Origin of the sequence: Microlunatus spumicola, assembly GCF_039536445.1 — a bacterium.
GTDB lineage: Bacteria > Actinomycetota > Actinomycetes > Propionibacteriales > Propionibacteriaceae > Microlunatus > Microlunatus spumicola.
Genome location: NZ_BAAAYR010000004.1, coordinates 20,492 through 43,642 on the forward strand (window position 1 = coordinate 20,492; position 23,151 = coordinate 43,642).

Annotated in this window: 22 protein-coding genes; 11 read left to right on the plus strand and 11 right to left on the minus strand. The window is 73.0% G+C overall.

Annotated elements, in window-relative coordinates; genetic code table 11:
* Positions 1-21: 21 nt before the first annotated feature.
* Positions 22-1,572 carry an ABC transporter substrate-binding protein gene (locus ABD665_RS13200; RefSeq protein ID WP_204913134.1) on the minus strand — a complete coding sequence of 517 codons (1,551 nt, stop codon included), beginning with the start codon at positions 1,570-1,572 and terminating at the stop codon, positions 22-24.
* 150 nt (positions 1,573-1,722) lie between these two features.
* Here ABD665_RS13200 and ABD665_RS13205 point away from each other — a divergent pair, with 150 nt between their 5' ends.
* From ABD665_RS13205 to ABD665_RS13225, 5 genes are read left to right on the plus strand one after another with little or no spacing between them, the layout of a single operon-like run.
* On the plus strand, positions 1,723-3,840 hold the full coding sequence (locus ABD665_RS13205) for an amidase family protein (RefSeq protein WP_204913135.1): 2,118 nt from the start codon (positions 1,723-1,725) through the stop codon (positions 3,838-3,840).
* Positions 3,837-4,583 carry an SDR family NAD(P)-dependent oxidoreductase gene (locus ABD665_RS13210; RefSeq protein WP_204913136.1) on the plus strand — a complete coding sequence of 249 codons (747 nt, stop codon included), beginning with the start codon at positions 3,837-3,839 and terminating at the stop codon, positions 4,581-4,583. Before ABD665_RS13205 ends, ABD665_RS13210 begins: the two co-directional genes overlap by 4 nt.
* A complete protein-coding gene (locus ABD665_RS13215) occupies positions 4,570-5,778 on the plus strand; it encodes a membrane dipeptidase (protein ID WP_204913137.1) in 1,209 nt (402 codons plus the stop codon). The genes ABD665_RS13210 and ABD665_RS13215 overlap by 14 nt, the downstream gene beginning before the upstream one ends.
* 28 nt (positions 5,779-5,806) lie before the next feature.
* The gene (locus ABD665_RS13220; RefSeq protein WP_204913138.1) at positions 5,807-6,664 is read left to right on the plus strand and encodes an alpha/beta fold hydrolase; all 858 of its coding nucleotides are present in this window, start codon (positions 5,807-5,809) and stop codon (positions 6,662-6,664) included.
* On the plus strand, positions 6,661-7,602 hold the full coding sequence (locus ABD665_RS13225) for a succinylglutamate desuccinylase/aspartoacylase domain-containing protein (RefSeq protein WP_204913139.1): 942 nt from the start codon (positions 6,661-6,663) through the stop codon (positions 7,600-7,602). Before ABD665_RS13220 ends, ABD665_RS13225 begins: the two co-directional genes overlap by 4 nt.
* Positions 7,603-7,617: 15 nt before the next feature.
* Here ABD665_RS13225 and ABD665_RS13230 read toward each other — a convergent pair whose 3' ends face one another.
* The 4 genes from ABD665_RS13230 to ABD665_RS13245 are packed head-to-tail and all read right to left on the minus strand — an operon-like array spanning position 7,618 to position 11,682.
* Positions 7,618-8,259: an FCD domain-containing protein gene (locus tag ABD665_RS13230; protein WP_204913140.1), complete on the minus strand. Its 642-nt coding sequence runs from the start codon at positions 8,257-8,259 to the stop codon at positions 7,618-7,620.
* 11 nt (positions 8,260-8,270) lie between these two features.
* On the minus strand, positions 8,271-9,038 hold the full coding sequence (locus ABD665_RS13235; protein ID WP_204913141.1) for a class II glutamine amidotransferase: 768 nt from the start codon (positions 9,036-9,038) through the stop codon (positions 8,271-8,273).
* A 51-nt stretch (positions 9,039-9,089) separates the two neighbouring features.
* Positions 9,090-10,298: an amidohydrolase family protein gene (locus tag ABD665_RS13240; RefSeq protein ID WP_204913142.1), complete on the minus strand. Its 1,209-nt coding sequence runs from the start codon at positions 10,296-10,298 to the stop codon at positions 9,090-9,092.
* 1 nt (position 10,299) lies between these two features.
* Positions 10,300-11,682, minus strand: a complete 1,383-nt coding sequence (locus tag ABD665_RS13245; protein WP_204913143.1) for a type I glutamate--ammonia ligase — start codon at positions 11,680-11,682, stop codon at positions 10,300-10,302.
* Positions 11,683-11,943: 261 nt separating this feature from the next.
* Between ABD665_RS13245 and ABD665_RS13250 the strand changes: the two genes are divergently transcribed.
* The 3 genes from ABD665_RS13250 to ABD665_RS13260 all read left to right on the plus strand — a co-directional run bounded on the left by ABD665_RS13250 (position 11,944) and on the right by ABD665_RS13260 (position 14,694).
* The gene (locus ABD665_RS13250) at positions 11,944-12,174 is read left to right on the plus strand and encodes a DUF6458 family protein (RefSeq protein ID WP_204913144.1); all 231 of its coding nucleotides are present in this window, start codon (positions 11,944-11,946) and stop codon (positions 12,172-12,174) included.
* Positions 12,175-12,242: 68 nt separating this feature from the next.
* The gene (locus ABD665_RS13255; protein WP_344742437.1) at positions 12,243-13,553 is read left to right on the plus strand and encodes an LssY C-terminal domain-containing protein; all 1,311 of its coding nucleotides are present in this window, start codon (positions 12,243-12,245) and stop codon (positions 13,551-13,553) included.
* 85 nt (positions 13,554-13,638) lie between these two features.
* Positions 13,639-14,694, plus strand: a complete 1,056-nt coding sequence (locus tag ABD665_RS13260; protein ID WP_344742438.1) for an L-idonate 5-dehydrogenase — start codon at positions 13,639-13,641, stop codon at positions 14,692-14,694.
* A gap of 49 nt (positions 14,695-14,743) precedes the next feature.
* On the opposite strand, the gene ABD665_RS13265 is transcribed toward ABD665_RS13260, so the two are convergent.
* The 6 genes from ABD665_RS13265 to ABD665_RS13290 form a co-directional block, all read right to left on the minus strand.
* Complete coding sequence (locus tag ABD665_RS13265) at positions 14,744-15,148, minus strand: hypothetical protein (protein WP_204913145.1); 405 nt, start codon at positions 15,146-15,148, stop codon at positions 14,744-14,746.
* 113 nt (positions 15,149-15,261) lie between these two features.
* Positions 15,262-16,833, minus strand: coding sequence for an apiosidase-like domain-containing protein (locus tag ABD665_RS13270; protein WP_204913146.1), 1,572 nt, complete (start codon positions 16,831-16,833; stop codon positions 15,262-15,264).
* 37 nt (positions 16,834-16,870) lie between these two features.
* Complete coding sequence (locus ABD665_RS13275; RefSeq protein WP_204913147.1) at positions 16,871-17,770, minus strand: ABC transporter permease subunit; 900 nt, start codon at positions 17,768-17,770, stop codon at positions 16,871-16,873.
* Complete coding sequence (locus ABD665_RS13280) at positions 17,767-18,696, minus strand: ABC transporter permease subunit (RefSeq protein WP_204913148.1); 930 nt, start codon at positions 18,694-18,696, stop codon at positions 17,767-17,769. The genes ABD665_RS13275 and ABD665_RS13280 overlap by 4 nt, the downstream gene beginning before the upstream one ends.
* A gap of 6 nt (positions 18,697-18,702) precedes the next feature.
* The gene (locus tag ABD665_RS13285; RefSeq protein WP_204913149.1) at positions 18,703-20,001 is read right to left on the minus strand and encodes an extracellular solute-binding protein; all 1,299 of its coding nucleotides are present in this window, start codon (positions 19,999-20,001) and stop codon (positions 18,703-18,705) included.
* 77 nt (positions 20,002-20,078) lie between these two features.
* Entirely contained in the window at positions 20,079-20,963 is an 885-nt protein-coding gene (locus ABD665_RS13290) for a nucleoside hydrolase (RefSeq protein ID WP_204913150.1), read from the minus strand.
* 173 nt (positions 20,964-21,136) lie between these two features.
* Here ABD665_RS13290 and ABD665_RS13295 point away from each other — a divergent pair, with 173 nt between their 5' ends.
* From ABD665_RS13295 to ABD665_RS13305, 3 genes are all read left to right on the plus strand, one after another.
* A complete protein-coding gene (locus ABD665_RS13295; protein ID WP_204913151.1) occupies positions 21,137-22,174 on the plus strand; it encodes a substrate-binding domain-containing protein in 1,038 nt (345 codons plus the stop codon).
* Between the two features lie 135 nt (positions 22,175-22,309).
* Positions 22,310-22,981 (plus strand): DsbA family protein, encoded by a 672-nt coding sequence (locus ABD665_RS13300; RefSeq protein WP_204913152.1) that lies wholly within the window; start codon positions 22,310-22,312, stop codon positions 22,979-22,981.
* Complete coding sequence (locus ABD665_RS13305; protein WP_204913153.1) at positions 22,978-23,145, plus strand: hypothetical protein; 168 nt, start codon at positions 22,978-22,980, stop codon at positions 23,143-23,145. The genes ABD665_RS13300 and ABD665_RS13305 overlap by 4 nt, the downstream gene beginning before the upstream one ends.
* Positions 23,146-23,151: the final 6 nt, after the last annotated feature.

The window sequence follows — 23,151 nt, forward strand, 5'->3', positions numbered from 1 at the left end:
TCAGGTGGGTGACGGGCACGCTCACGAGCCGAGCGTCACGTCTTCGAGGTGGTAGTTGCCGGTCGGGTAGACCTGGAACCCGCTCACCTTGGTGCTGTAGGAGTAGCTGAAGGGCGAGTAGTAGAGGAAGCCGAGGAACGCGTCGTCGGCCGCCTGCTTCTGGATCGCGCTGTAGAGCTCCTGGCGACCGGCGTCGTCGAAGGTCTGCTCGGCCTTCTTGGTGTCGGCGATCACCTGCGGGTTGTTGTAGCTGGTGTAGAAGGACTTGCTGCCCGCCGAGGGGTCGACCGCGAAGGTGACGAGCTCGTCGGGGTCGGCGATGTCCATCGTCCAGTAGCTGTGGCTGATCTCGTACTTCTGGGCGTCCTGCAGGTCGTGCGCGGCGCTCGGGTCGACGTTCTGGATGTCGACGGTGATGCCGAGCTCCTTGAGGGAGGACTGCAGGATCTGCGCGATCGCCTGGTCGGTGGTGTCACCGGAGCTGGCCAGGAAGGTCGTGGTGAAGCCGTTGGGGACCGACGACTTCGCCAGCTCCTCCTTGGCCTTCGCCATGTCGTACGTGATGCCCGGGGTGGCCGCGTCGTAGAACGGGACGTTCGGCATCAGGAAGGAGTTGGCGACCGTGCCGTTGCCGAAGAGCAGCGTCTTGACCATCGCCTCGCGGTCGATGGCGTAGGAGATCGCGCGGCGCACGTGCACGTCGTCGTACGGCTTCTTGTTCTGGTTCATGAGGATGTAGTCGGTCTTGGTGCTCGGGAAGAGCGTGACGCCGACGCCCGGCTGGCCCTTGAGCTGCTCGACGCTGGAGAACGGCGGGTTCTCGTTGATCTGCGCCTGGCCGCCCTGGATCTGCACGTTGCGGGAGTTGTCGTCGGGGACGACCTTCCAGGTCACGCTGTCCAGCGCCGGCTTGCCGGTGTCCCAGTAGCCCGCGTTCTTGACGAGCTCGATCTCGCTGCCCTTGGTCCAGTGGTCCCACTTGAAGGGGCCGGTGCCGACCGGGGCCTTGTAGAAGTCCTCCTTGGACTGGCCCGCGTAGTCCTTGGGCACGACCGCGTTGCTGAAGTTCGCGAGGTCGGCCAGCAGCGGGGCCCAGGGGTACTTGGTCTTGACCACGACGGTCGAGGCGTCGGGCGCGTCGACGGACTTGATCGCCACGTCGAGGAACTCCCAGCCGCCCTTGGTGCTGCGGGCCTGGTCGAGGGAGAACTTGACGTCGGCCGAGGTCATCGGCGCGCCGCTGGAGAAGTTCACGCCCTGCTTGAGCTTGAAGGTCCAGGTCAGCTTGTCCTTGGACAGGGTGTGGCTCTCGGCCAGCAGCGGCTGCACGCCCTTGCCGTCCGGGGTGACCTCGTAGAGGGACTCGAACATCTGCTGGAAGACCCAGATCGAGGCGTTGCTGAACACCATGGTGTTGTCCATCGAGACCGAGTCCTGGGGCCGGACGATGGTCAGGTTCCCGCCGGCCGCGCCGGCGCTGCCGTTCGTGGCGGGGGTCGAGCCGTTGTCGGCGCAGGCCGCGACACCGAGGACGAGGACGGCCGCGGCGAGGGCGGCGAGGGGCTTGCGCAAGGTGACTCCCGGGAGGTGACGAGCGTGGAGGGCGGAACCGAGGACCACCCTGTACCTGTTATGTCAGCCGTTGATCACGCGTATGTTAAGGCTGTGTGACGCTCTAGGCGAGGGACCGACGCGCTGCCATGCTGTGCTCTCGTGCGATGCGTGGTGGTCGGTGCCGGGGCGATCGGCGGGAGCGTGGCGGCCCGGCTGGTGCGGGACGGCCACGACGTCCTGCTGTGCGACGCGGACCCCGCGCACGTCGACGCGATGAACGCCCACGGCCTGCGGGTCGTCGGGCCCGTCGAGGAGCTGACGGTCGAGGTGCGGGCGGTGCTGCCGGCGGACCTGCCCGACGTGGTCGACGTGGCGCTGGTCGCGGTGAAGTCCCACCACACCGCCGACGCCGCCGCCCTGCTGGCGCCCCGGCTCGCCCCCGACGGGTTCGTGCTGTCGCTGCAGAACGGCCTGAACGCCGACGTGCTGACGGCTGCGCTCGGGCGTGAGCGCGTGGTCCTCGGCTTCGTGAACTTCGGCGCCGACTACCTGGAGCCCGGCGTGGTGATGCAGGGCAACGTCGCGACGTTCCGGGTCGGCGAGATCGACGGGACCCTCACCGACCGCGTCCTCGCGCTGGCCGGGGCGCTCCCCTGGGCCGAGGCCACCACGAACATCACCGGCTACCTGTGGAGCAAGGAGGCGTACGGCGCCATGCTCTTCGCCACCGCCGTCTCCGACCTCACCATCGCCGACGCCCTCGGCGACCCCGCGTACCGGCCGCTGATGCTCGGGCTCGCCCGGGAGGTCCTGGCCCAGGCGCCCGTGCGCCCCGAACCCTTCGACGGCTTCGACCCCGACGACCTCGAGGGTTCGTTGGACCGGCTCGTGGTCTTCAACCGCGCCAGCGCCAAGGCCCGGACCGGGGTCTACCGCGACCTCGCGGTGCGTCACCGCAAGACCGAGGTCGACGACCTGGCCGGGCTCGCGGGCCCGTTGACCGGGCACGTGGTGGAGCTGGTCCGCGCCATCGAGCGGGGCGAGCGGCGCTGCGAGGTGGCGAACCTCGACCTGCTCGCGGCGTACGAGCGGCTCGAGCGCCTGGGCCGGCCGCTGCACGCCGTCGTCGCCGCGCTGCCCGCCCCCGCGCGCACCGCCGACGGACCGCTGCTGGGGATGCCGGTAGCGGTCAAGGACATGGTCGACGTCGCGGGCGTGACCCGCGGCAACGGCAACCCCCGCGCCATGCGCGAGGCGCCCGCCACGACCGACGCGCCCGTCGTGGCCCGGCTCCGGGCCGGCGCCGCCGACGTCTTCGCCACCGCCGCCCTGCTCGAGTACGCGGCCGGCGCCCAGCACCCCGACCTGGAGGAGGCCCGCAACCCGGTGGACCCGGGCCGCACGGCGGGCGGGTCCAGCGGCGGTTCGGCGGCGCTCGTCGCCGCCGGCGTCTGCCCGGCCGCGCTCGGCACCGACACGGGCGGCTCGATCCGGATCCCCGCCGCGTACGTCGGCTGCGTCGGCCTCAAGCCCACCCACGGCCTCGTGCCGACCGACGGGGTGACCGTCCTCTCGCCCTCGCTCGACCACGTCGGGGTGCTGGCCGCCGACGTCGCGACCGCGTCCGCGTTGCTGGCCGTGATCGGCGAGGTGGCGCCCCTGCCCGTCCGGTCACCCGCCGACCTGCGCCTGGGCGTGCTGCGCGGCGAGCTGGACGACCCCCGCGTCGACCCGTCCGTCCGCGCTGCGCTGGTCGCGGGCCTCGACCGGCTCGCGGCGGCGGGCGTGACGCTGGTCGACGTCGACGTCGCCCCGCTGCAGGCCCTGCACTTGACCTTCGAGCCCGTGATCCTGCACGAGGCCTGGGCCGAGCACGGCCCGCGGGCCAGGGCCGACCCGGCGTGGTTCGGGCCCGACACCGACCGCCTGCTGCGGCTCGGCGCCACGGTCACCGACGACGCCTACCGGGCGGCGCTCGCCCTCCGGGCAGAGCTGCTGCCCGCGGCCGACGCCGTGCTCGACGGTCCGGACGGCCACGGCCTCGACGCCCTCGTCGGCCCCGCCGTCGCCTTCGTCGCTCCCCCCACCACCCCCGTGCTCGACTCGCCCGAGGGCGAGCTGGAAGGACTCTTCTCGATGACCGCCAACCTCACCGGCCAGCCCGCGCTGGTCCTCCCCTGCGGCACGGCCGACGGCCTGCCCGTCGGCCTGCAGCTCGCCGGCCGCCGCGACGCCGACGCCGCGCTGCTGGCCGTCGCCGCCGCCGTCGAGGCGGTGCTGGCGTGACCGGGGCAGTCGTGAGCGGGGCCGGCGCGACCGGGCTCGCCGGCCGGGTCGCCCTGGTGACGGGGACCGCGCACGGCATCGGCGCCGCGATCGCGGCCGCCCTGGCCACCGAGGGGGCGACGGTGCACGGCGTCGACCGGGTGGCCGCACCCGGCGTGGAGCCGCTCGACGTCACCGACAGCGCCGCCGTCGCCGCGTTCGTCGACCGGGTCGGACCCGTCGACGTCCTCGTGAACAACGCGGGCGGGGTCGCCGGGCAGACCGGGCGCCCGCTCGAGGACGTGAGCGACGACGACTGGCGCGCCGTCGTCGACGCCAACCTCACCAGCACCTTCGTCTGCACCCGCGCCGTCGTGCCCGGCATGAAGGAGCGCGGCTGGGGCCGGATCGTGAACATCTCCTCCGGCGCCGGCCGCAGCGTCAGCCTCACCGGCATCCAGGCGTACGCGAGCGCGAAGGCCGGGCAGATCGGCCTCACCCGCCAGACCGCCCACGAGCTCGGCCGGTTCGGCATCACCGTGAACTGCATCGCCCCCGGCTTCGTCCTCTCGAACCCCAGCACCGAGCGCCAGTGGGCGTCGTACGGCCCCGAGGGCCAGGCCGCGTTGGTCGAGGGCATCGCCGTGCGACGCCTCGGGCGGGCCGAGGACATCGCCAACGGCGTCCGGTTCTTCACCGCCGAGGCCTCGTCCTGGGTCACCGGCCAGACGATCGCGATCGACGGCGGCCATGGCATCTTCTGACCCCGGGGCGGGGACGGACGGCTACCTCGCCTACAGCTACCTCGAGCCGCCGCTGGCCCTGCCCTTCCCGCTGGCGCCGGAGCTGGGCCGCGTGCCCCCGTACGACGGCGGGCTGACCGCCGACGAGCGGGCGCGCGCCGACCGGCTGCTGCGCGAGAACGTCGTGATCAGCCTCCACGACCACCCCGTCCGCTTCCCCGCGGACATGGCCGACACCCCCGCCTACAACCGGACGGGCCGGCAGCACACCGCGTACGCCGGCCTCGCCGCGTCCGGCCTCACCGTCGTGTTCGACAACCTCATGGACGGCACCGCCTGCGTCACCGGCCACGCCCCGTGGCGCTGGGACGACGTCGTCACCGACCTCGGCATGCGGCAGGCGGACCTGGCCCACCAGGACCGCGTCGTTGTCGTCCGCACGGTCGCCGACGTCGCGCGCGTCAAGGCCGAGGGCCGGGTCGGGCTGGTGCTCGGCCTCGAGGCGGCCACGCCGATCGAGAACGAGGTCGAGCGCCTCGACGTGCTGCACGGGCTCGGGCTGCGCCAGATCGGCATCGCCTACTCCGACAGCAACGCGCTCGGCAGCGGCCTGGCCGAGCCCCGCGACGGCGGGCTGACGAGCTTCGGGCGGCGGGCCGTGCGCCGGATGAACCAGCTCGGGCTGGCGATCGACGTCTCGCACTCCTCGCCGCAGACCGCGCTGGACGTGTGCGCGGTCAGCGACCGGCCGGTCCTGCTCACCCACGGCGGCGCCCGCGCGGTCTGGGACATCCCGCGGATGATGCCGGACGACGTGCTGCGCGCCGTCGCCGGCACGGGTGGGGTGATCGGCATCTCCGCGGCGCCCCACACCACCGTCTCCACGGCCCACCCGCGCCACTCGATCGCCTCGGTCATGGACCACGCGGAGCACGTCGCCGCCCTCGTCGGGGTCGAGCACCTCGGCTTCGGGCCGGACACGCTCTACGGCGACCACGTGGGCCTGCACACCGTGTTCGCGGACCTGATGGGCGGCGCGACGGTCGGCGCCCCGCCGCACGAGCGGGTCCCGTACGTCGACGGCCTCGAGAACCCGACGGAGTGCTTCGCCAACATCGCCGGCTGGCTGGTGCAGCACGGCTGGAGCGACGACGACGTCGCGCTCGTCCTCGGCGCGAACGCGCTGCGGGCGCTGGGCGAGACCTGGCTGCCCTGACCACACCCGCTGGACTCAAGGAGGACACGTGCGCGTACCGATCAACGGGGCCGAGCTCGAGGTGGAGGTCTTCGGATCCGAGGACGGCCCCCTGCTGATCGCCCACCACGGCGGCGGCGGGATCGGCTCGCTGGCCGAGCCCCGGGCGACCTTCGGCCCGCTCGCCGACGTCTTCCGGGTGCTCGTCTTCGACGCCCGCGGGTGCGGGCGCAGCGAGGCCGTCCCGCCCTTCTCGCACGCCCAGTGGGTGGCCGACGTGGACGCGCTGCGGGCGTGGGCCGGCGCGGAGCGGTGCGTGGTCGCGGGAGGGTCGTACGGCGGGTTCATCAGCCTGGAGTACGCGGTCGCCCACCCCGACCGGGTGCTCGCCGTGGTGCTGCGCGACACCGCCGCCGACGCGACCACCCTGGACCTGGCTCGGGAGAACGCCCGCCGCCAGACGCGGGTGCCGATCGACTGGGAGCACTTCGACCGCTACTGGGGCGGGACCGTGCGCAGCGACGCCGAGCTCAAGGCCCTGTGGGCCGAGCTCATCCCGCTCTACGACCACGACTACGACGCCGAGCGTTCCGCCGCCGCCGTCGAGGCCGGGATCTACCGCCACGAAGCCCACAACTGGTGCTTCCAGCACAACATGCCCGCCTACGACCTCAAGGCGCAGCTGCCCGCGCTCACCTGCCCGGTGCTCGTGACGGTGGGCCGGACGGACTGGGTCACCCCCGTCTCCGCGGCGGAGACCATCGCCGACCTCGTGCCCGGAGCGCAGCTCGTGGTGTTCGAGCACTCCGGCCACTCGCCGCAGGTCGAGGAGCGCGAGCTGTTCCAGCGGACCGTGCGGGCGTTCCTCCTCGAGGCGGTGCCCGAGGCCGGGAAGGTCCCCGCGTGAGCCGCGAGGTCCTGCGCGTCACGGGCCTGCGGGGCGGCGACGAGGAGATCGGCTACGTGGACGTCCGCGGGCCCGCCGACGGCCCGCACGTCACCGTCATCGCCGGCGTGCACGGCACCGAGTACACCTCGATCGCCGCCGTCCGGCGCCTCGCCGCGGTCCTCGAGCGCGAGGGCACGGTCGTCGCGGGCCGTGTGACCGCGGTCCCCCTGGTCAACCCGTCGGCCTTCTGGTCGCGGACGCCCTTCGTCGTCCCGGCCGACGGGCTCAACCTGAACCGCAGCTTCCCGGGCAGGGCGGACGGCAGCGACGCCGAGGTGCTCGCGCACCACCTCGTCGAGACCTTCGTCGTCGGCGCCGACGCCCTGCTCGACCTGCACGCCGGCGACCTGCCGGAGGCGCTCGAACCCTTCGCCCTCTACGAGGAGTCCCCCGTCGAGGGGGCGTCGCGCGACCTCGCGCTGGCGTACGGGCTGGGTCACGTCGTGCGGCAGAGCGCCGCCGCGCGCACGGTCGGCGGCAGCACCTGCGCCGCCGCCGCGGACCTGGGCGTCCCGGCGGTCGTGGCGGAGTCCGGCCAGAACGGCGTCCTCGACCCGGTCGCCGTCGACCGCCACACGACCGGGCTCACGAACGCCCTGCGCCACCTCGGGGTGCTCGCCGGGGAGGCGGTTCCGGGAGCCGCCCTGGCCGGCCGGACCGCGAGCGAGCACGACGGCTGGCACTGGCTGCGGACCCCGGTCGCCGGCTGGTGGGAGGCGGCGGTCGGGACCGGCGCCGTCGTGGCGGAGGGCGACCTGCTCGGCACCGTGAGCGGGCTGCTCGGCGGCGTGCTGCACGAGGTGCGCGCACCCGAGGACGGTGTGCCGCTCTTCGTCACCTCGAGCCCGGCGGTGCTGGCCGACGGCCTCCTGCTGGGCCTCGCCCGCGGCCACTGACGGCGCGGTGCACCGCTAGCGCAGGAAGACGTCCTGCAGCAGCTCGCGGGAGACCGCGATGTGCTCGCGCATGGCCCGTTCGGCGGCCTCGGGGTCGCGCGCCTCGAGGGCGACCAGGAGCGCCTCGTGCGACAGCATCGACGAGTGCTGCGCCGGCCGCGTCGCCCAGTAGGACCGCCAGAAGCGGAGGTTGTGCTGCAGCAGCCGCTCGGCCGCGTCCTGCAGCAGCCCGTTGCCGGCCATCCGGACGAGGAAGGCGTGGATGCGCTGGTCGTCGAGGAGGTACTCCTCCGCCCGGTCACCGGCCCGGGCCCGGTCGGCCGCCGCGACGAGCACCCGCAGCTCGGCCAGGTCCGCGTCCGTCGCGCGCCGGGCCGCGATGTAGGCGACGCCGCACTCGATGGCCTCGCGCGCCTCGAACATGTCGAGCACGTCCTCGAGCCCGACCGGGGTGACGAAGGTGCCCCGGCGCGGGACGACCGTGATGAACCGGTCGGTGACCAGCCGCGCGACCGCCTCGCGCACCGGCATCCGGCCGAAGCCGACGTCCGCCGCGAGCTGGGCCTCGTTGACCACCGAACCCGGCGGCAGCCGCAGGTCCAGGATCATCTCGAGCAGCAGGTCGTACGCGCGGTCGCTGGCCCGCGGCTCCGTCACGGTCGACGTGATCATCCGGCGGCCGCCGCCCGCACGCGGCCCGGCACCGCGACCGGGACCACCGAGGTGTTGAGCGTGCTCCGGTCGACCACCAGCATCTGCCCGTTGCTCACGGTGCTCCATCCGGCGCTGTCCGCCCACCCGGTCGAGGTGATGACCACGTGCCCGTCGACCTGACGGTGGAGCAGCGGGTAGTAGTGCGGGTCTTCGTCGGAAGCGGGGTCGTAGGAGCACACAGCGTACAGATGGTCGGGGGTCAGCAGCATGGCGTTGAGGCTGTTCACGGTCCCCCCGCCGCGGACGATCGCGTCGACCGTGCGCACCAGCGCGGTGCCGGGCTCCTCGTGGCGCATCCGGGAGCGCAGGGCCAGGAAGTAGCGCTCGCTGTCCGTCGTGCCGCGGCGCTCCCCCGCCAGGTCGGGGTCGACGAGCGCGTCCAGGGCGGCCGGCGGCTTGATCGACCCGTTGTGGGCGAAGGCCACCGTTCCGTCGGTGAACGGGTGGGTGTTCTCGGTGCCGACGGCGAGGTCCAGCGTCGCCCAGCGCAGGTGGGTCACCGCCGCGAGCGCGGGCTCGTCCCGCGCCAGCGCGGCCAGCTCGGGGCTGGTCAGCGCCGAGCCCGGGTCCTTGCGGACGTGCAGGTCGGACCCGGTGCTCCAGGCGTGGCCCCAGCCGTCACCGTGCTTGCGGGCCAGCGCGAAGAAGTCGTCGCGGCGCTCGCCGAGGACCTCGTCGACCGTGATCGGGGTGCGGGACACCGTGGCGAGCAGTCGGCACAAGGGGTTCTCCTCGGGGGGTCGTGCCGCGGTCCGGGCGGAGCCGCGGCAGCGTCAGCGGTCGGGCTCGGGTTCGGGGGCGGACGTCGGGGCCGACGCCAGGTCGTAGAGCGCCCAGGCGTTGTCGCGGAGCACCTGCTCCCCGGTCCGCCGGGCCTGGTCGGGATCGAGGTCGCCGTCGGCGACGAGCTCGTCGAGCGCCTGGGCCAGCAGCCGGCGGGCGTCGTGGGCGCCCGTCCAGTGCAGCTCGGGGATCCGGGCGCCGTCGGAGCTGGCGAGCAGCCGTCCGGCCGGCGCCGCACCGAGGGCCGCCCGGGTGACCCGGCGCATCTCGCCCCGCGAGAGGTAGGGGATGCCGTACGACAGGTCGAGCCACGCGTTGCCGTAGACGGCGGCGAGGTAGGCGCCCTCGCGGACGTAGGGCCAGCAGCCGTGCAGCAGCACGAGCGGCATGCCGCGGTAGGCCGGTTCCTCGAGGACGGCGCGGAGCAGCAGCGGGTTCGCGAGCCGCAGGTCGGCGTCGGGGTCGCCGTAGCCGACGTGCACCTGCACGGGCAGCTCCTGCGCCGCGGCCTGCGCGAACGCGACGTGCAGCAGCGTGTCCAGCAGCGGCTTGTGCCCGAGGCGTACGGCGCCCGTCGCCTCCACCTCGGCGCGCGCGAGGGCGAACGCCGCGGCCTGGTCGTCGGCGTCCCAGCGCTCGATCGCCAGCCCGGTCCGGTATCCGACGACGGACTTGAAGCCGTGCCAGCCCTGCGCGCGGGCGTCGCCGAGCGCGGCCCGGGTGGCGTCGAGCAGCCCGTCGAGCGTCGTGGCGCGCGCGACGAGGTCGGCGAACGCGAGCTCGAGGCGGAGCAGCGGGACCGCGGGGCAGCCGCCGGCCGCGGCCAGCTCGGGGACGCTCAGCGCGGTCGCCGGGTCGGGGAAGCCGGTGTCGACGACGAGCCCGCCGACGTGCGCGTCGCGCAGCAGCCGGCCCGTGAGCGCGGCGCCGTCGGTCGTGGCGCGGGCGGCGAGCACCGCCTCCTCTTTCGCCTCGACGCCGTGGAAGGCGGCCGTGTCGGCGACGATCCGCCGGTAGCAGGCGGTCGTGGCGACGACCTCCTCGCGGGCCTCCCGGTCGGGCGACTCGGAGAAGTACGCCCGCCACGCGGCGACGTCGCGCTGGTCCTGGCGGCGCTCGACGGAGTGGCAGTGGTTGTCGACGACGGCGACGTCGGTCAGGTCGACGACCGGGGGCGCGCCCACCTCACGACCCGCCACGTCAGAACCGGTAGAAGTGGTGGAAGACCTCGAAGGCCGTGTCCTGCGCGGAGAAGGCCTCGTGCTCGGAGCGCCGGACCGCGAGGTAGCAGCGGGTGAGCAGCGGACCGAGCGCCTCGGTCAGCACCGTGTCGGCCTCGAGCAGGTCCAGGGCGTCGCCCATCGACGTCGGCAGCGGGCGGACGTGGCCGCGCTCGAGCTCCTCGGCCGTCATCGTCGCCGGGTCGTGCTCGCTGGGCTCGCCCGGGTCGAGCCCGCGCAGGATGCCGTCGAGGCCGCAGGCGATCAGCGCGCCGAGCGAGAGGTAGGGGTTGGCGCTGCCGTCGGAGACCTTGTACTCGAGGTTGTAGCTGGCCTCCTCCCTCCTGTAGAAGGGCGAGGCCACGCGCAGGGCGGCCTCGCGGTTGTCGTAGCCCCAGGCCGTGGTGTTCGACGCCCACGAGCTCGGCGCCAGCCGCCGGAACGAGTTGTGGCTGGGCACGGTGAGCGCGGTCAGCGCCGGCAGGTGCTCGGCGACGCCGGCGATGAAGCGCCGCCCGAGGTCGGACAGCCCGCCGGGCACCGCGGGGTCGTAGAGCAGGCTGCGCGCCCCCTCGGCGTCCCAGAGGCTGAGGTGCACGTGGGCCCCGCTGCCGATGGCGTCGGGGAAGGGCTTCGGGGCGAAGGAGGCGAGGATCCCGTGCTTAGCGGCGACGCCGCGCACCGTGTCCCGGAACTTCATCTGCTGGTCCGCGGCGCCCAGAGCGTCGGTGTGGCGGACCGAGATCTCGCGCTGGCCGGGGCCGTACTCGTTGATGCACTGCTCCACCACGATCCCCTGCGCGGTGAGCGCGTCGACGGTCTCGAGCATCAGCCCGTCGAGGTGGTCGTGGCCGATGGCGCTGTAGACCGGCGAGTGCGTGGGCGCGTCGACCGGGGCGAAGCCGCCCTCGACCTCCGTGGCCAGGTAGTACTCGTTCTCGAACGTCGCCTGGACGGTGATGCCCATCCCCGCGGCCCGGTCGATGACCTTCTTGAGGAACGACCGCGGGCAGGCGCCCCAGTCGGTGCGGTCGTGGTCCAGCTGGTCGCAGAGCACGCTGGCGCTGCCCGGGGACCAGGGCAGCACCGTGAACGTCCCCGGGTCCGGCACCAGCCGGATCTCCCCCACCGGCTCCATGTCGGCCACCGGCACGACCTGCTCGAGCAGGTTGATCGACATCTGCGCCCGGGTGAGCCCGACGCCCTCCAGCAGCTTGTGCTCGAGCTGGTCGACGTGCACCGCCTTGGCGTGCGCCACGCCGCTGACGTCGCAGTACTCGAACCGGATCAGCCGCACGTCCGCCGCGCGGGCCGCCGACACGACCTCCGCGATCCGCGAACCGGCCGTCCCCTGCTCCGCCACGCCACGCTCCCCCGTCCGTCGTCTGATGTCGGCCTTGTATATCAGTGCTCCGTCGGCTTGTCGTCGTCGTCCGGACGTGCGCGGCAGACCGTCACGAACGTTCACACGACCGACACACGAAGGGGCCCGGCGAGGGTTCGTCGGGCTGGGGCGGGTGGGGCTGGAGGGATCTGCGTAAACCGACCCCCGGCGGAGCGGGCGCTGTTAATGTCCGCTTGCAGCCCTCGCCCGGAGGGACCCGCATCTCACGTGAGGACCACCATGGGTCTCGGAACCGGCATCGCCCTGCTCGTCATCGGAGGAATCCTCGCCTTCGGCGTCAAGGACTCCTTCAGCGCCGTGGACCTCACCGCCATCGGCTACATCTGCATGGGCGGCGGCGTCCTGGTGATCCTCCTGACCCTCGTGCTGCTGCAGCAGCGGGGGCGCGGCACCACCCGCACCAGCGTCGTCGAGCGCCGCGACATCGACGGCACCCCGCCGGTCGTCTGACCGTCCCACCGTCCGCGCCGGCTCGACCCGACCGCACGGCGGCGGGTCGAGCGGTGGCAGGTCGGGCGGTGGCGGTCCGTGAGCGCACCCGGGTGCTGCGACGGGTCGACGGCCTGCTGTTCGGCTTCGCCGGCGTCGCCGCCGTCTGGCTCGCCTACCTCCTCGTCCGGGTCGGCGTCCGGCCCGGCTGGCCGCTGCTGCTCCTGCTGCCCTTCTGGCTCCTCGTCACCTACCTGACCCTGCCGCGGATCCACCGCATCCTGACCTGGGTCTACGTCCCGGGCTACTTCATCGGGCGGACGCGTACGAGCGACGGCCTGCTCGGCGACCCGGTCAACCTCGCGCTCCGCGGCAGCGAGGCCCAGGTGCACGCGACCATGACGGCCGCCGGGTGGACCCGGGCCGACGACCTCTCGCTGCGCACCGGCCTGCACATCGTCTCCACGACCCTGCGGGGGCGCAGCTACGAGGCGGCACCCGTCAGCCCGCTCGTGCTCTTCGACCGCCAGCAGGACTTCGCCTACCAGCAGCAGGTCGCGGGCAGCCCGTCGAAGCGGCACCACGTCCGCTTCTGGCGCTGCCCGGACGGCTGGTTCCTGCCGGGCGGGACCGCCGTCGACTGGCTGGCCGCCGGCACGTACGACCGCAGCGTCGGGCTCTCGCTCTTCACGCTGCAGGTGACGCACAAGATCGAGGCGGACACCGACGTCGAGCGCGACTTCATCGTCTCCACGATCACCGGCGCCGTGCCGGGCGTCCGGGTGGACGTCATCCGGCACTTCTCGTCCGGCTTCCACGCCCGCAACGGCGGCGGGGACCGGATCGAGACCGACGGCGACCTGCCCGTGGTCCAGGTCGGGCCGTCCCCGGAACCCCCGGAGGCCGCAGCCCCCGGGCCCACCGACAGCCGCGACCGGCGGCCGGCCCAGACGGTGTTCGGGGCGCTCGTCGCCCTCGTCCGCAGCGCGCTCTTCCTGCTGGCCGCCGCGGCCGTCCTCCTCGCGCCGGCGATGCTCACCCGGCTCGTCCGGAACGAGCCCGACCTGCCCCGCCTGCTCGCGCAGCAGGGCTTCGCGGTCGGGCTGGCGGTCGCCCTCGCCCTCTTCGCCCTCGTGGAGCTGGGCCTCGGACTGGCCACGCTCGCCGGCCGCGACTGGGCGCGGCTGTGGCTGATGGGCTCGGCGGTGGTGACGACCGTGGTGACGTTCGTGTCGAACCTCAACGGCTCGGGGCGGGTCACCCTGCTCGGCCTGCCGAACACCGCGACCGCGGTCCTGCTGCTGCTCGCGCTGTCGAGCCACCGGGCGCGGGAGTACGCCGCGCGGACGCGCCCGCGCCGGACCGGCCGGGGTGCGGCCAGGAGGTCGATCGCGTCGTGAGCGACGATCAGGGTGACGCGCGCGGCCGACCGGCCGCCCGCCACCCCGAGCCCGAGGAGCCGGTCACGTCCAGAGGGAGACGATCGTGAGCGGGGCGCTGCCGACGGAGGCCGTCGGGCTCGTCGTGCACGCGGCGGGCGACGTACGGGTGGAGGTCGTCCCGGTCCGGGCGCCCCGCCCGGACGAGGCGCTCGTCGAGGTCCGCTACGGCGGGATCTGCGGCTCCGACCTGCACTACAGCGCGCACGGAGCCGCGGGCCTGTCGATCCTGCGGGAGCCGCTGCTGCTCGGCCACGAGATCGTCGGCGTCGTGCACACGGCCGCCGCCGACGGCACCGGACCCGCCGCCGGCACCCCGGTCGCCGTGCACCCCGGCCGTGAGGACCCGGGGGACGGCAGCGTCCGCTACCCCGCGGACCGGCCGCACCTCTCCCCCGCCGGCACCTACCTCGGCAGCGCCGCCCACCTCCCGCACACCCAGGGCGGGTTCGTCCGGCACCTGCCGCTGGCCGCCACCATGCTCCGCGCCCTGCCGCCGGACCTGCCGCTGCGCACGGCCGCGGTCGTCGAGCCCGCGAGCGTGGCCTGGCACGCCGTGCACCGGGCGGGCGACGTCGCCGGCCGCCGGGTGCTCGTCGTCGGCGCCGGACCGATCGGCGCCCTGGTCGTCGCCGTCCTCGCCCGCGCCGGTGCCGCGGAGATCGTCGCGGTGGACCTGCACGAGGAGCCGCTGGCCCGGGCCCGCGCCCTCGGCGCGACCCGGACGCTGCTGGCCACCGACACCGAGGCGCTCGCGCTCGTGCAGCCGGACGTGTCCGTCGAGTCCTCGGGGTCCGCGCGCGGCCTCGCCACCGCCATCTCCGCCACCATGCGGGGCGGCCGCGTCGTCATGCTCGGGCTGCTCCCGCCGGGCGACCAGCCCGTCCCGGTCGCCACCGCCATCGCCCACGAGCTCGACCTGGTCGGCTCGTTCCGCTTCGACGACGAGATCGACGCGGTCGTCGCCGCCCTCGCCGACGGCTCCCTGCGCGTGGACGACGTGATCACCCACGAGCTCCCGGTCACCGACGCGCTCGCCGCGCTCGAGATCGCCCGCGACCCCCGCCGGTCCGGCAAGGTGCTGCTGACGTTCGGGGACTGACGCCGGAGCGACGGCGGCTCCCGCACGGCCCGCGCCCTGCCCGTCGCCCTCAGCGACGTGCGGCGCGGAACGGCAGCCAGACGGCGAGACCCATCAGGCCCATCGCGAGCGGGAAGTGCACGGCGGTGAGGGCGGAGTGGTCGCCGATCAGGCCGCCGAGGTACGCCTCGAGGACGAGCAGCACCGTGAAGGCCGCACTCCCGACCACGAGGTCGCGGCGCGAGCGGAGCTTGACGACCGCCACGATCGTGGCCACGAGGGCCAGCCCGATGGCGACGTCCGCGCCGCGGGCGTGGACCTCCACCCAGCCGTCCCTGTAGTCCTGGCCCTCCACGACGAACAGGCCCGCCCAGAGTCCCTGGAGGAGGACGACCAGCGTGCTGAGACCGATGAGGATGCCGTAGAGGCGGCTGGAGGCCCGGACGGGCCGTACGGGTGCGGAGGTCTGCGTCATGGTGGGACTTCCCGGCCGCCGAGACCGACGGACGCCGGGGTCGCGACGACCTCGCTCAGGTCCGGTTCAGCATCGGCGTGCTGTGGACCTGGTCCGCCAGGGCGCCGGCGTGCTCAGCCCAGCTGCTCGACGACGACCGGCGGGGGCTCGTCCGCGCAGATCAGGACCATCGGGACCTCCGGCTCCCCGGGGATCGAGCCGAGGTTCCGCGGGCGGGTCCCGGCGTCCACCAGCCGGCCCGTCCTCGGGTCGATGACCCAGTAGCGGTCGGGGATGCGCCCGTCCGCGTCCAGGAAGACCCACGGCCCGCCGTGCTCGGCGTACGACAGGAACAGCCGGCCCGGGACGAGCAGGCCCCGGCTGCGCAGCAGGACGTCCCAGCAGGGGGCGGCGTCCTGGAGGGGCAGGCCGCGGAGGATGTGGCCGACCAGGCCCACGTACCGGCTCCCCTCGAAGTCCAGAGCCTCCCGCCAGCCGGCGTCCTCGGCGAGGAAGACCTCCGGGTGCCCCTCCTCCTCGGGCGAGAGGCGCCACTGCCAGAGGCTGCCCGCGCCGTACGCGACGCCCAGCAGCCCGCCCGCGCAGACGTTCGACCAGGCCTCGTGGCCCTGCCACCAGCCGGTGGCCTTGCCCGGGCGCCCGGAGTTCTCGTACGTGGGCTCGCCGTTCATGATCGCCTTCACGGGACGGTGCATCCACATCGTCGCGAGCCGGTCGGGCACGTGGTCGCCGTCGTGGCCCGTCTGGCAGGACCGGAAGTCCAGCCAGGGCGCGTCCTGGTGCGCCTCGAGCCGCGAGTGCGGGCGGTGGTGGATCCCCACGGGCTGGCCGTACGCGTCCCAGCGCTCGATCTCCTCGCCGCCGGCCTCGACGCCCTGCTCCTCGCCGGTCCCGTCCGCGCCGACCAGGTAGACCGCGGGCCGGGCGCCGTAGCGGGCCACGAGGTAGCGGCAGAACCGCGCGTACTCCTCGGCGCAGATCACCGGACCCGCGCTGCCGAGCCCCTTCCAGCCGAAGCCGTGGAACACCGGCACGAGCACCGGCGTGAGCCCGTGGTCGACGAGGATCGCGCTCGCCCGGTCGAGGTGCTGCCAGTAGGCCGTGACGATCTGGTTCAGGTGCCCGTCGGGCAGGTCCTCGAAGCCGACCTCGAAGCCCCCCGGGACGTCCCGGCCGCGCGGGCCCCGAGCGCCCATGTCGGGCTGGACGGTCATCAGCAGCACGGCGGTGAAGTGCTTCGCCGCCCGGTCGGCCGCGTAGGTCGCGACGTCCTCGAGCGTGGCGCGGAAGGGCAGCGCCCAGGCGGTGTCCGCGACCAGGAAGGCGGGCGATCCGTCCGGGTGGGTCATCGCCCGCGCGCCGGGAGCGATCCGCGGGAAGCCCCGGTCGAGCGCGGGGTGGACGCTCGGGGTCGTGGGCCGGGTGGCCTCGAGCACCCCGGAGGCGGGTTCGAGCCGGTGCGCCGCCGAGGCGGTCCCGACGGTCCACCGCCAGGCGCCTGAGTCCCACGTCGACGCGAACCGCACGCGGTAGGTGGTGCAGCCGTCCCAGAACACCGGGCGGCGGAGCGTCTCCCCGCTCGCGTGCACGAGGTCGACCCACGCCTCGACCTCGACGTAGGGGTTCTCGAGGTCGGGACCCGTGAAGACGATCTCGGTCTCCCGCCACCGCGGCGCCGCGGTCACCGGACCCTCCCGCCCGGCACCGTCCGCGGACGTCGGCTCAGCCCTTCTCGGCACCGGCGGTGAGGCCGCCGACGATCCAGCGCTGCAGCAGGGCGTACGCGACCAGGATCGGCACGACGGCGATGAGGATGCCGGCGGCCAGCCCGGTGTTGTTGTTCGAGAACTGGCCCTGGAAGCTCAGCAGCCCGACGGGGATGGTCTTGTTCGTGTCCGAGCTGAGGATGATCAGCGCGAACAGGAACTCGTTCCACGTCGCCACGGCGTCGAGGATCGCCACCGTGATCAGCGCGGGAGCCGACAGCGGCACGACGATGGTGAAGAAGATCCGCCACTCCGACGCCCCGTCGATGCGCGCCGACTCGACGATCGAGTCGGGGATCTGGCGGAAGAACGACTGCAGGATCAGCACCTCCAGCGGGATGCCGAAGGCCAGGTACGGCCCGATCAGCCCGAGCACGTTGTCCGTCAGCCCCGCGCTGCGCAGCATGATGAAGACCGGCACGATCGTGATGTAGATCGGGATCGTGAGCCCCAGGAACACGGCGAACATGATCGTCCGCCGGAACCTGATCTTGAGCTTGGACAGCGCGAACCCGAGCATGGCCGAGATCAGGACGCCGAGCGGCACCTTGACCACGAGCAGGAACGCGCTGTTGCGGTAGGTGTCGTCGAACTTGCCGATCCCCCACGCGTCGCGGAAGTTCTGCCAGGTCAACTCCGACGGCCACGACAGCGGACCGTTCGCCACGAAGTCCGAGAGCGGTCGGAGCCCGGTGGTGACGAGCAGCAGCAGCGGCGAGACCCAGAACAAGGCCACCACGGCCAGGACGACCGTCAGCACGATCCCGCCGCGGGGCCGGGCCGTCCGGGTGAGCGGGTCCTGGCCGACGACGGCGTCGGGAAGGGCGGCCGCGGGCGCGAGCCCCGGGGCGCTCATGAGTGCTCCTTCGTCTGGGAGAGCACGTACGGGATGGAGACCGCGACCGCGATGACCGTGATCACGACGGCGATGGCGGTGCCGTAACCGGCTTGGTAGTACTGGAAGACGTTCGCGTACATCCACGTCCCCATCACCTGCGTGGCCGTGCCCGGACCGCCGTAGGTCATCGCGTAGATCATGTCGAAGACCTTGAACGAGTCGATCAACGACAGCGCCAGCACGATGTAGTGCGCGGGCCGCAGGCTCGGCATGGTGATGTGCCAGAACTGCTGCGCGCGGGTGGCGCCGTCGACCGTCGCCGCCTCGTACAGCTCGTCCGGGATCCCCTGCAGCGCCGCGAGGTAGAGCAGCATCGGGAAGCCCGTGCGCAGCCAGACCGCCGGCACCATGACGGCCCACAGCGCGGTGGAGTCCTGGCCCAGCCAGGGCTGGGCCAGGTTCCCGAGGCCCACGGTGCGCAGGACCTCGTTGATCACGCCCGAGTCGGGGTTGTAGAGCCAGCCCCAGATCGAGGCGATCGAGACCAGCGGCAGGACGCAGGGCGTGTAGAAGAGGAGCCGCAGCGCCGTCTTGCCGCGGACCTTGCCGTTCAGCAGCGTGGCCAGCGCGAGCCCGATGACCACCGGGACCACGATCGTCACGACCGTCCAGATCGCGTTGTTCAGCAGGGCCTGGCGGACGACCGGGTCCTGCGTCATCTTGACGTAGTTGTCCACGCCGACGATCTCGTAGGTCGGGCTCAGCCCGTCCCAGTTCGTGAAGCTGAAGAACAGCGACGTCAGGGCCGGGTAGACGAGGAACGTCGCGTAGACGGCGAGGGCCGGGATCGCGAACAGCCACGGGGTCAGCCCCCCGTACCTCTTCCGGCGCGCCGCGACGGCGGGTGCCGGCGCGTCGACGCGGACCGCGGTGGCGGTGGCCACGCCCGGCTACTGCTTGGCCATCGCGGACACGACCGTCTGCATCTGCTTGGCCGCGTCGGCGGGCGACATCTTGCCCTGCAGCACGTCGCTCTGGACCGAGAAGTACTGGTCGGCCTGCTGCTTGGGGAAGGCCTGGTCCTGGATCGTGTAGAACGGGCTCGTCTTATTGATCTCGGTCCACTCGTACGACAGCGGCAGCTTGGTCTTGTCCGGCTCCGCGCCCGTCACCGTCGAGGACGTGATCTGGAGCTTGGCCTGCAGGTCGGGCTTGACCAGGTAGTCGAGCAGGGCGGCCGCCTTGTCGGGGTTGCCCGACCGCGCGCCGATCATGTAGCCCTCGACGAAGCCGGAGTGCCGCTCGGGCGTGTGGCCGGTCGGGAGCTGGAACGTGCCGAAGTCGCTCGAGCTCTTCTTCGCCGACTGGATCGCCTGCGCCTCGGTCCAGGTGCCGGTCAGCGTGTAGGCGGCCTTGCCGGTGACGTAGTCGGGCTCGACGTCGCTCGGGTCGAGCCCGAGCGCGCCGTTCGGCAGCCACTTCTTGTCCTGCCACTTCTTGAAGTTCGTGAACGCCTCGACCACCTCCGGGCGGTCCCACGACTCGGCCCCGGTGAGCAGCTTGTCGTGCAGGTCCGGGCCGGCCGAGACCTCGAGGAGGTACTCGAACAGGCGCATGATGTCCCAGCCGTACTTGCCGCCGAGCGTCACCGGGGTGGTCCCGGAGGCGAGGAGCTTGTCGTTCATCTCCTCGAGCTCGGCGTAGCTCTTCGGGGTGCCGGCGATGCCGGCCTTCTCCATGGCGGCCTTGGAGTACCAGGCGCCGATGGCGGCGACGACGATCGGGACACCGGCCTTCGTGCCGTTGAACGTCATGCCCGCGATGGCGTTGGTGTTGATCGTGCTGTCCCAGCCGTACTGCTGGTAGTAGGGCGCGAGGTCCATGGCCTGCTGCGCCTTGACGAACGGGGCGCCGATCTGGCCGCCCCAGATGCGCCAGACGTCGGGACCGGCCCCGCCGAGCAGCTCCGCCCGCAGCTTGTCCGGGTAGACCGCCGCGCCGGACCCCGGGAGGCTGTCGACGCGCGTGGTCGTGCCGTTCTGGGCGTCGAAGGCGGCCACCGCGGTCTTGAGGTTGCCGATCGTCGTGTCGTCCTCGTACGTGAACAGCCGCAGGTTGTTGGTGGTGGGGGTCTTCCCCGCGTTGCTGCCGCCGCTGGGGGCCGCGGCCCCCGTGCACGCGGCGGTCCCCGCCGCGAGGGCGGCGGCGGACAGCCCGAGGAACCCTCGTCGCGTCCAGGATCCGGTCATCTCAGTCTCCCTTGTCTGAAGGACTTCCGTGACGGCTGAGGCAGTGCTGCCGCAGCCGGTGGAGCGTGGTCGGCGCGTCAGGCCTGCGTGCGCCCGAACTTGCGGAGCTTGGCGAACATGTCCTCGAGCAGGTAGCGCACGTCGACCGAGTCGAAGACCCGGACCGGGTGCCCGGAACCCGGCAGGTAGCCGCCCTGGCTGCCGAAGCGCGGGGCGGGCACGGTGCGCGACACCCCGCCGCGGGGGTTGAGGACGACCGAGATCGCCGGCGAGTCCCCCAGCGAGCGCGACTCGATCGGCTCCGGGTGCTGGCTCTCGTTGAAGGCGACGAGCTGCTCGATCAGGTAGTCGGCCAGCTTGCTCGTCCCGCCGATCCGCTCCTCCAGCTCGGCGTAGCCGACCGACACCATCGTGTAGACGGTCGCCGGGATCTGCCAGACCGTGATGCCCGAGCCGAAGACGACGTTCGCGGCGGTGATGTCGTTGCGGAGGTTGAACTCCACGGCGTCGTACGACCAGTCGACGTCGTGGCCCATGCCGCCGATCCAGACGACGACCACGTCGCGGTGCACGATCGCGGGGTCGGTCAGGATCGCCGTCGCCATGTCGGTCAGCGGACCGAGGAAGACCACGAACAGCGGGTCCTCGGGCGTCGCGGCCAGGCTCTCGGCCACGATCAGCTCCGCGCCCGGGGACGGGGCCGGCGTGGTCTCGTCGGGGATGGCGTGCTCGGCGCCGTTCGCGACCACGACCTGCCCCTCGAGACCCAGGAGCTGCAGGAGCAGGTCGACCTCCGCCCGCGAGTCGAGCATGCTCGACGCGCTGCGCTCCGTCCCGAAGTGGGCCGGCACGATCCCCCGGACGTCCAGCGTCGGTGACAGCAGGGCGTGGACGATCGCGTACTGGTCGTCGGCCTCGTTCTTCGCGTCGGTGTCGACGATCAGGCGGCGGCGTTGCGGCATGGCGGTCCTGCCTCTCGTGGGGCACGTCGGTGAGCTCCCCTGGTTCCCGTCCTCCGTGAGTCATCGATAACTCATTGCGAGAGTTATCGATAACTTGGAGTGGGTGACCGGTAACCTAACAGCCCACCAGGGGTGCGTCAACGGTCCTCCCCACAGACGAGCGGAAGGGACCCATGACCGCCACGAAGCACGTGATCGCCCGGCCGAGCATGGCCGACGTCGCCCGGATCGCCCAGGTCTCGACCCAGACGGTCTCCCGCTACTTCACGGGCGTCGGCTACGTCCGCGAGGAGACGAGGGAGCGGATCGCCGCCGCGATCGAGGACCTCGGCTACCGCCGGAACCAGTCCGCCCGCAGCTTTCGGACCCAGCGCACGGACATGATCGGCGTGCTCTCGATGGGCCCGATCAACTACGGCAGCGCCGAGATCCTGACCGGCCTGGGCGTCGCGGCGCACGCCGTGGGGATGACGCTCACCATCAGCCAGATGGACGTCGACCGGGGGGACCAGCGCTGGCACTCGGAGGTCCGGCAGAGCCTGGAGCACCTGATGTCGATCCCGGTGGACGGGGTCCTCGTCGTCACCCCGTACGCGGGGGTGGAGGGCCTGCTGCGCGACCTCATGGGCGGCGCCACCCCGTTCGTCGCCATCTCCGACCGGCCCGAGACGCTGACCTCGCTCGCGAGCATCCACTCCCACGACGCGGCGGTGACGGCGACCGAGCACCTCCTCGGCCTCGGGCACGTGAAGGTCGTCCACCTGGCCGGCCCGCCCGGACGGAACGAGACGGACGAGCGCGTCCGCGGCTACCGCGACGCGATGGTCGCGGCCGGCCACGAGCCGGTCGTCGTCGACCTGGCCACGGACTGGTCACCCAGCGGGGGTTACGCCGCCGCACGCGACCTGCGGCCACCGGAGGACTTCACGGCCGTGCTCTGCGCGAACGACGAGATCGCGCTCGGGTTCCTGCGCGGCATGGAGGAGGTCGGGCTGCACGCACCGGCCGACTTCTCGATCGTCGGCACGGACGACATGCCGGCCGCGGCGTACTTCTCGCCGCCGCTGACGACCGTGCGCCTCGACTTCCGCGAGCTCGGCGTCCAGGGGTTCCGGATGCTCCAGGCCGAGCTCACGACGGGCGAGCCCGCGCCCCACCACGCCGTCGAGCCGACGTTCGTGGTGCGTGGGTCGACCGCTGCGCTCGGGTGACGTGGGCCCCCCGCGGGATCGGGATTCGGTGAGCCCGCGGATTGGACGCTGAGGCCTGGCCCCGCCGGCCGTCCCCACAGCCGAGCGGCACAGCCCGGCGGAATACCGCTCCCACGGGTTCGGGTTGCACGGATCATGAGCGATGCGGTGAAGGTCGACGTCTGGTCCGACGTGCAGTGCCCCTGGTGCTACATCGGCAAGCGCAAGTTCGAGGACGGGGCCGCCCAGTTCGGCGGCGACGTCGAGGTGGAGTACCACTCCTTCGAGCTCGCCCCCGACACCCCGGTCGACTACGAGGGCACCGCGCTCGACTACCTCAGCGAGCGCAAGGGCATGCCCGTCGCCCAGGTGGAGCAGATGCTGGAACGCGTCACCGGCATCGCCTCGAGCGTCGGGCTCGACTTCGACTACGAGCACGTCCACCAGACCAACACGGTCAAGGCGCACGAGCTGATCCATCTCGCGAAGAGCAAGGGTCGCCAGCTCGACATGAAGGAGCGCCTCCTCAAGGCCTACTTCGTCGAGGGACGTCACGTCGGGCGCATCGACGACCTCGCGGACCTCGCCGCCGAGATCGGGCTCGACCGGGCCGAGGTGGTCACCGCTCTCGAGGCGGAGACGTTCCTCGCCGACGTGAAGGCCGACGTCGCCCAGGCGGCGGCCTACGGCATCCAGGGGGTGCCGTTCTTCGTGATCGACGGGAAGTACGGCGTCTCCGGAGCGCAGGAGCCGGCTGCCTTCGCCGAGGTGCTCCGGCAGGCCCGCGCCGAGCAGGACCAGGCGTACGCCGAGAGCACGGCGCGATGAGCACCCCTCCGGTCAGTCCGTTCGTCCTCGTCGGCGACCCGACGGCCGCCGCGTGCGAGGGCGACTTCTGCGCCGTCCCCGAGGTACGGGAGGCCTCGGTGCCCGAGGTCCGGGAGCCGGTCCCGGTCGCTCGCGAGGCCGACGCCGAGGCGTCGGAGTCCTAGCGGGTC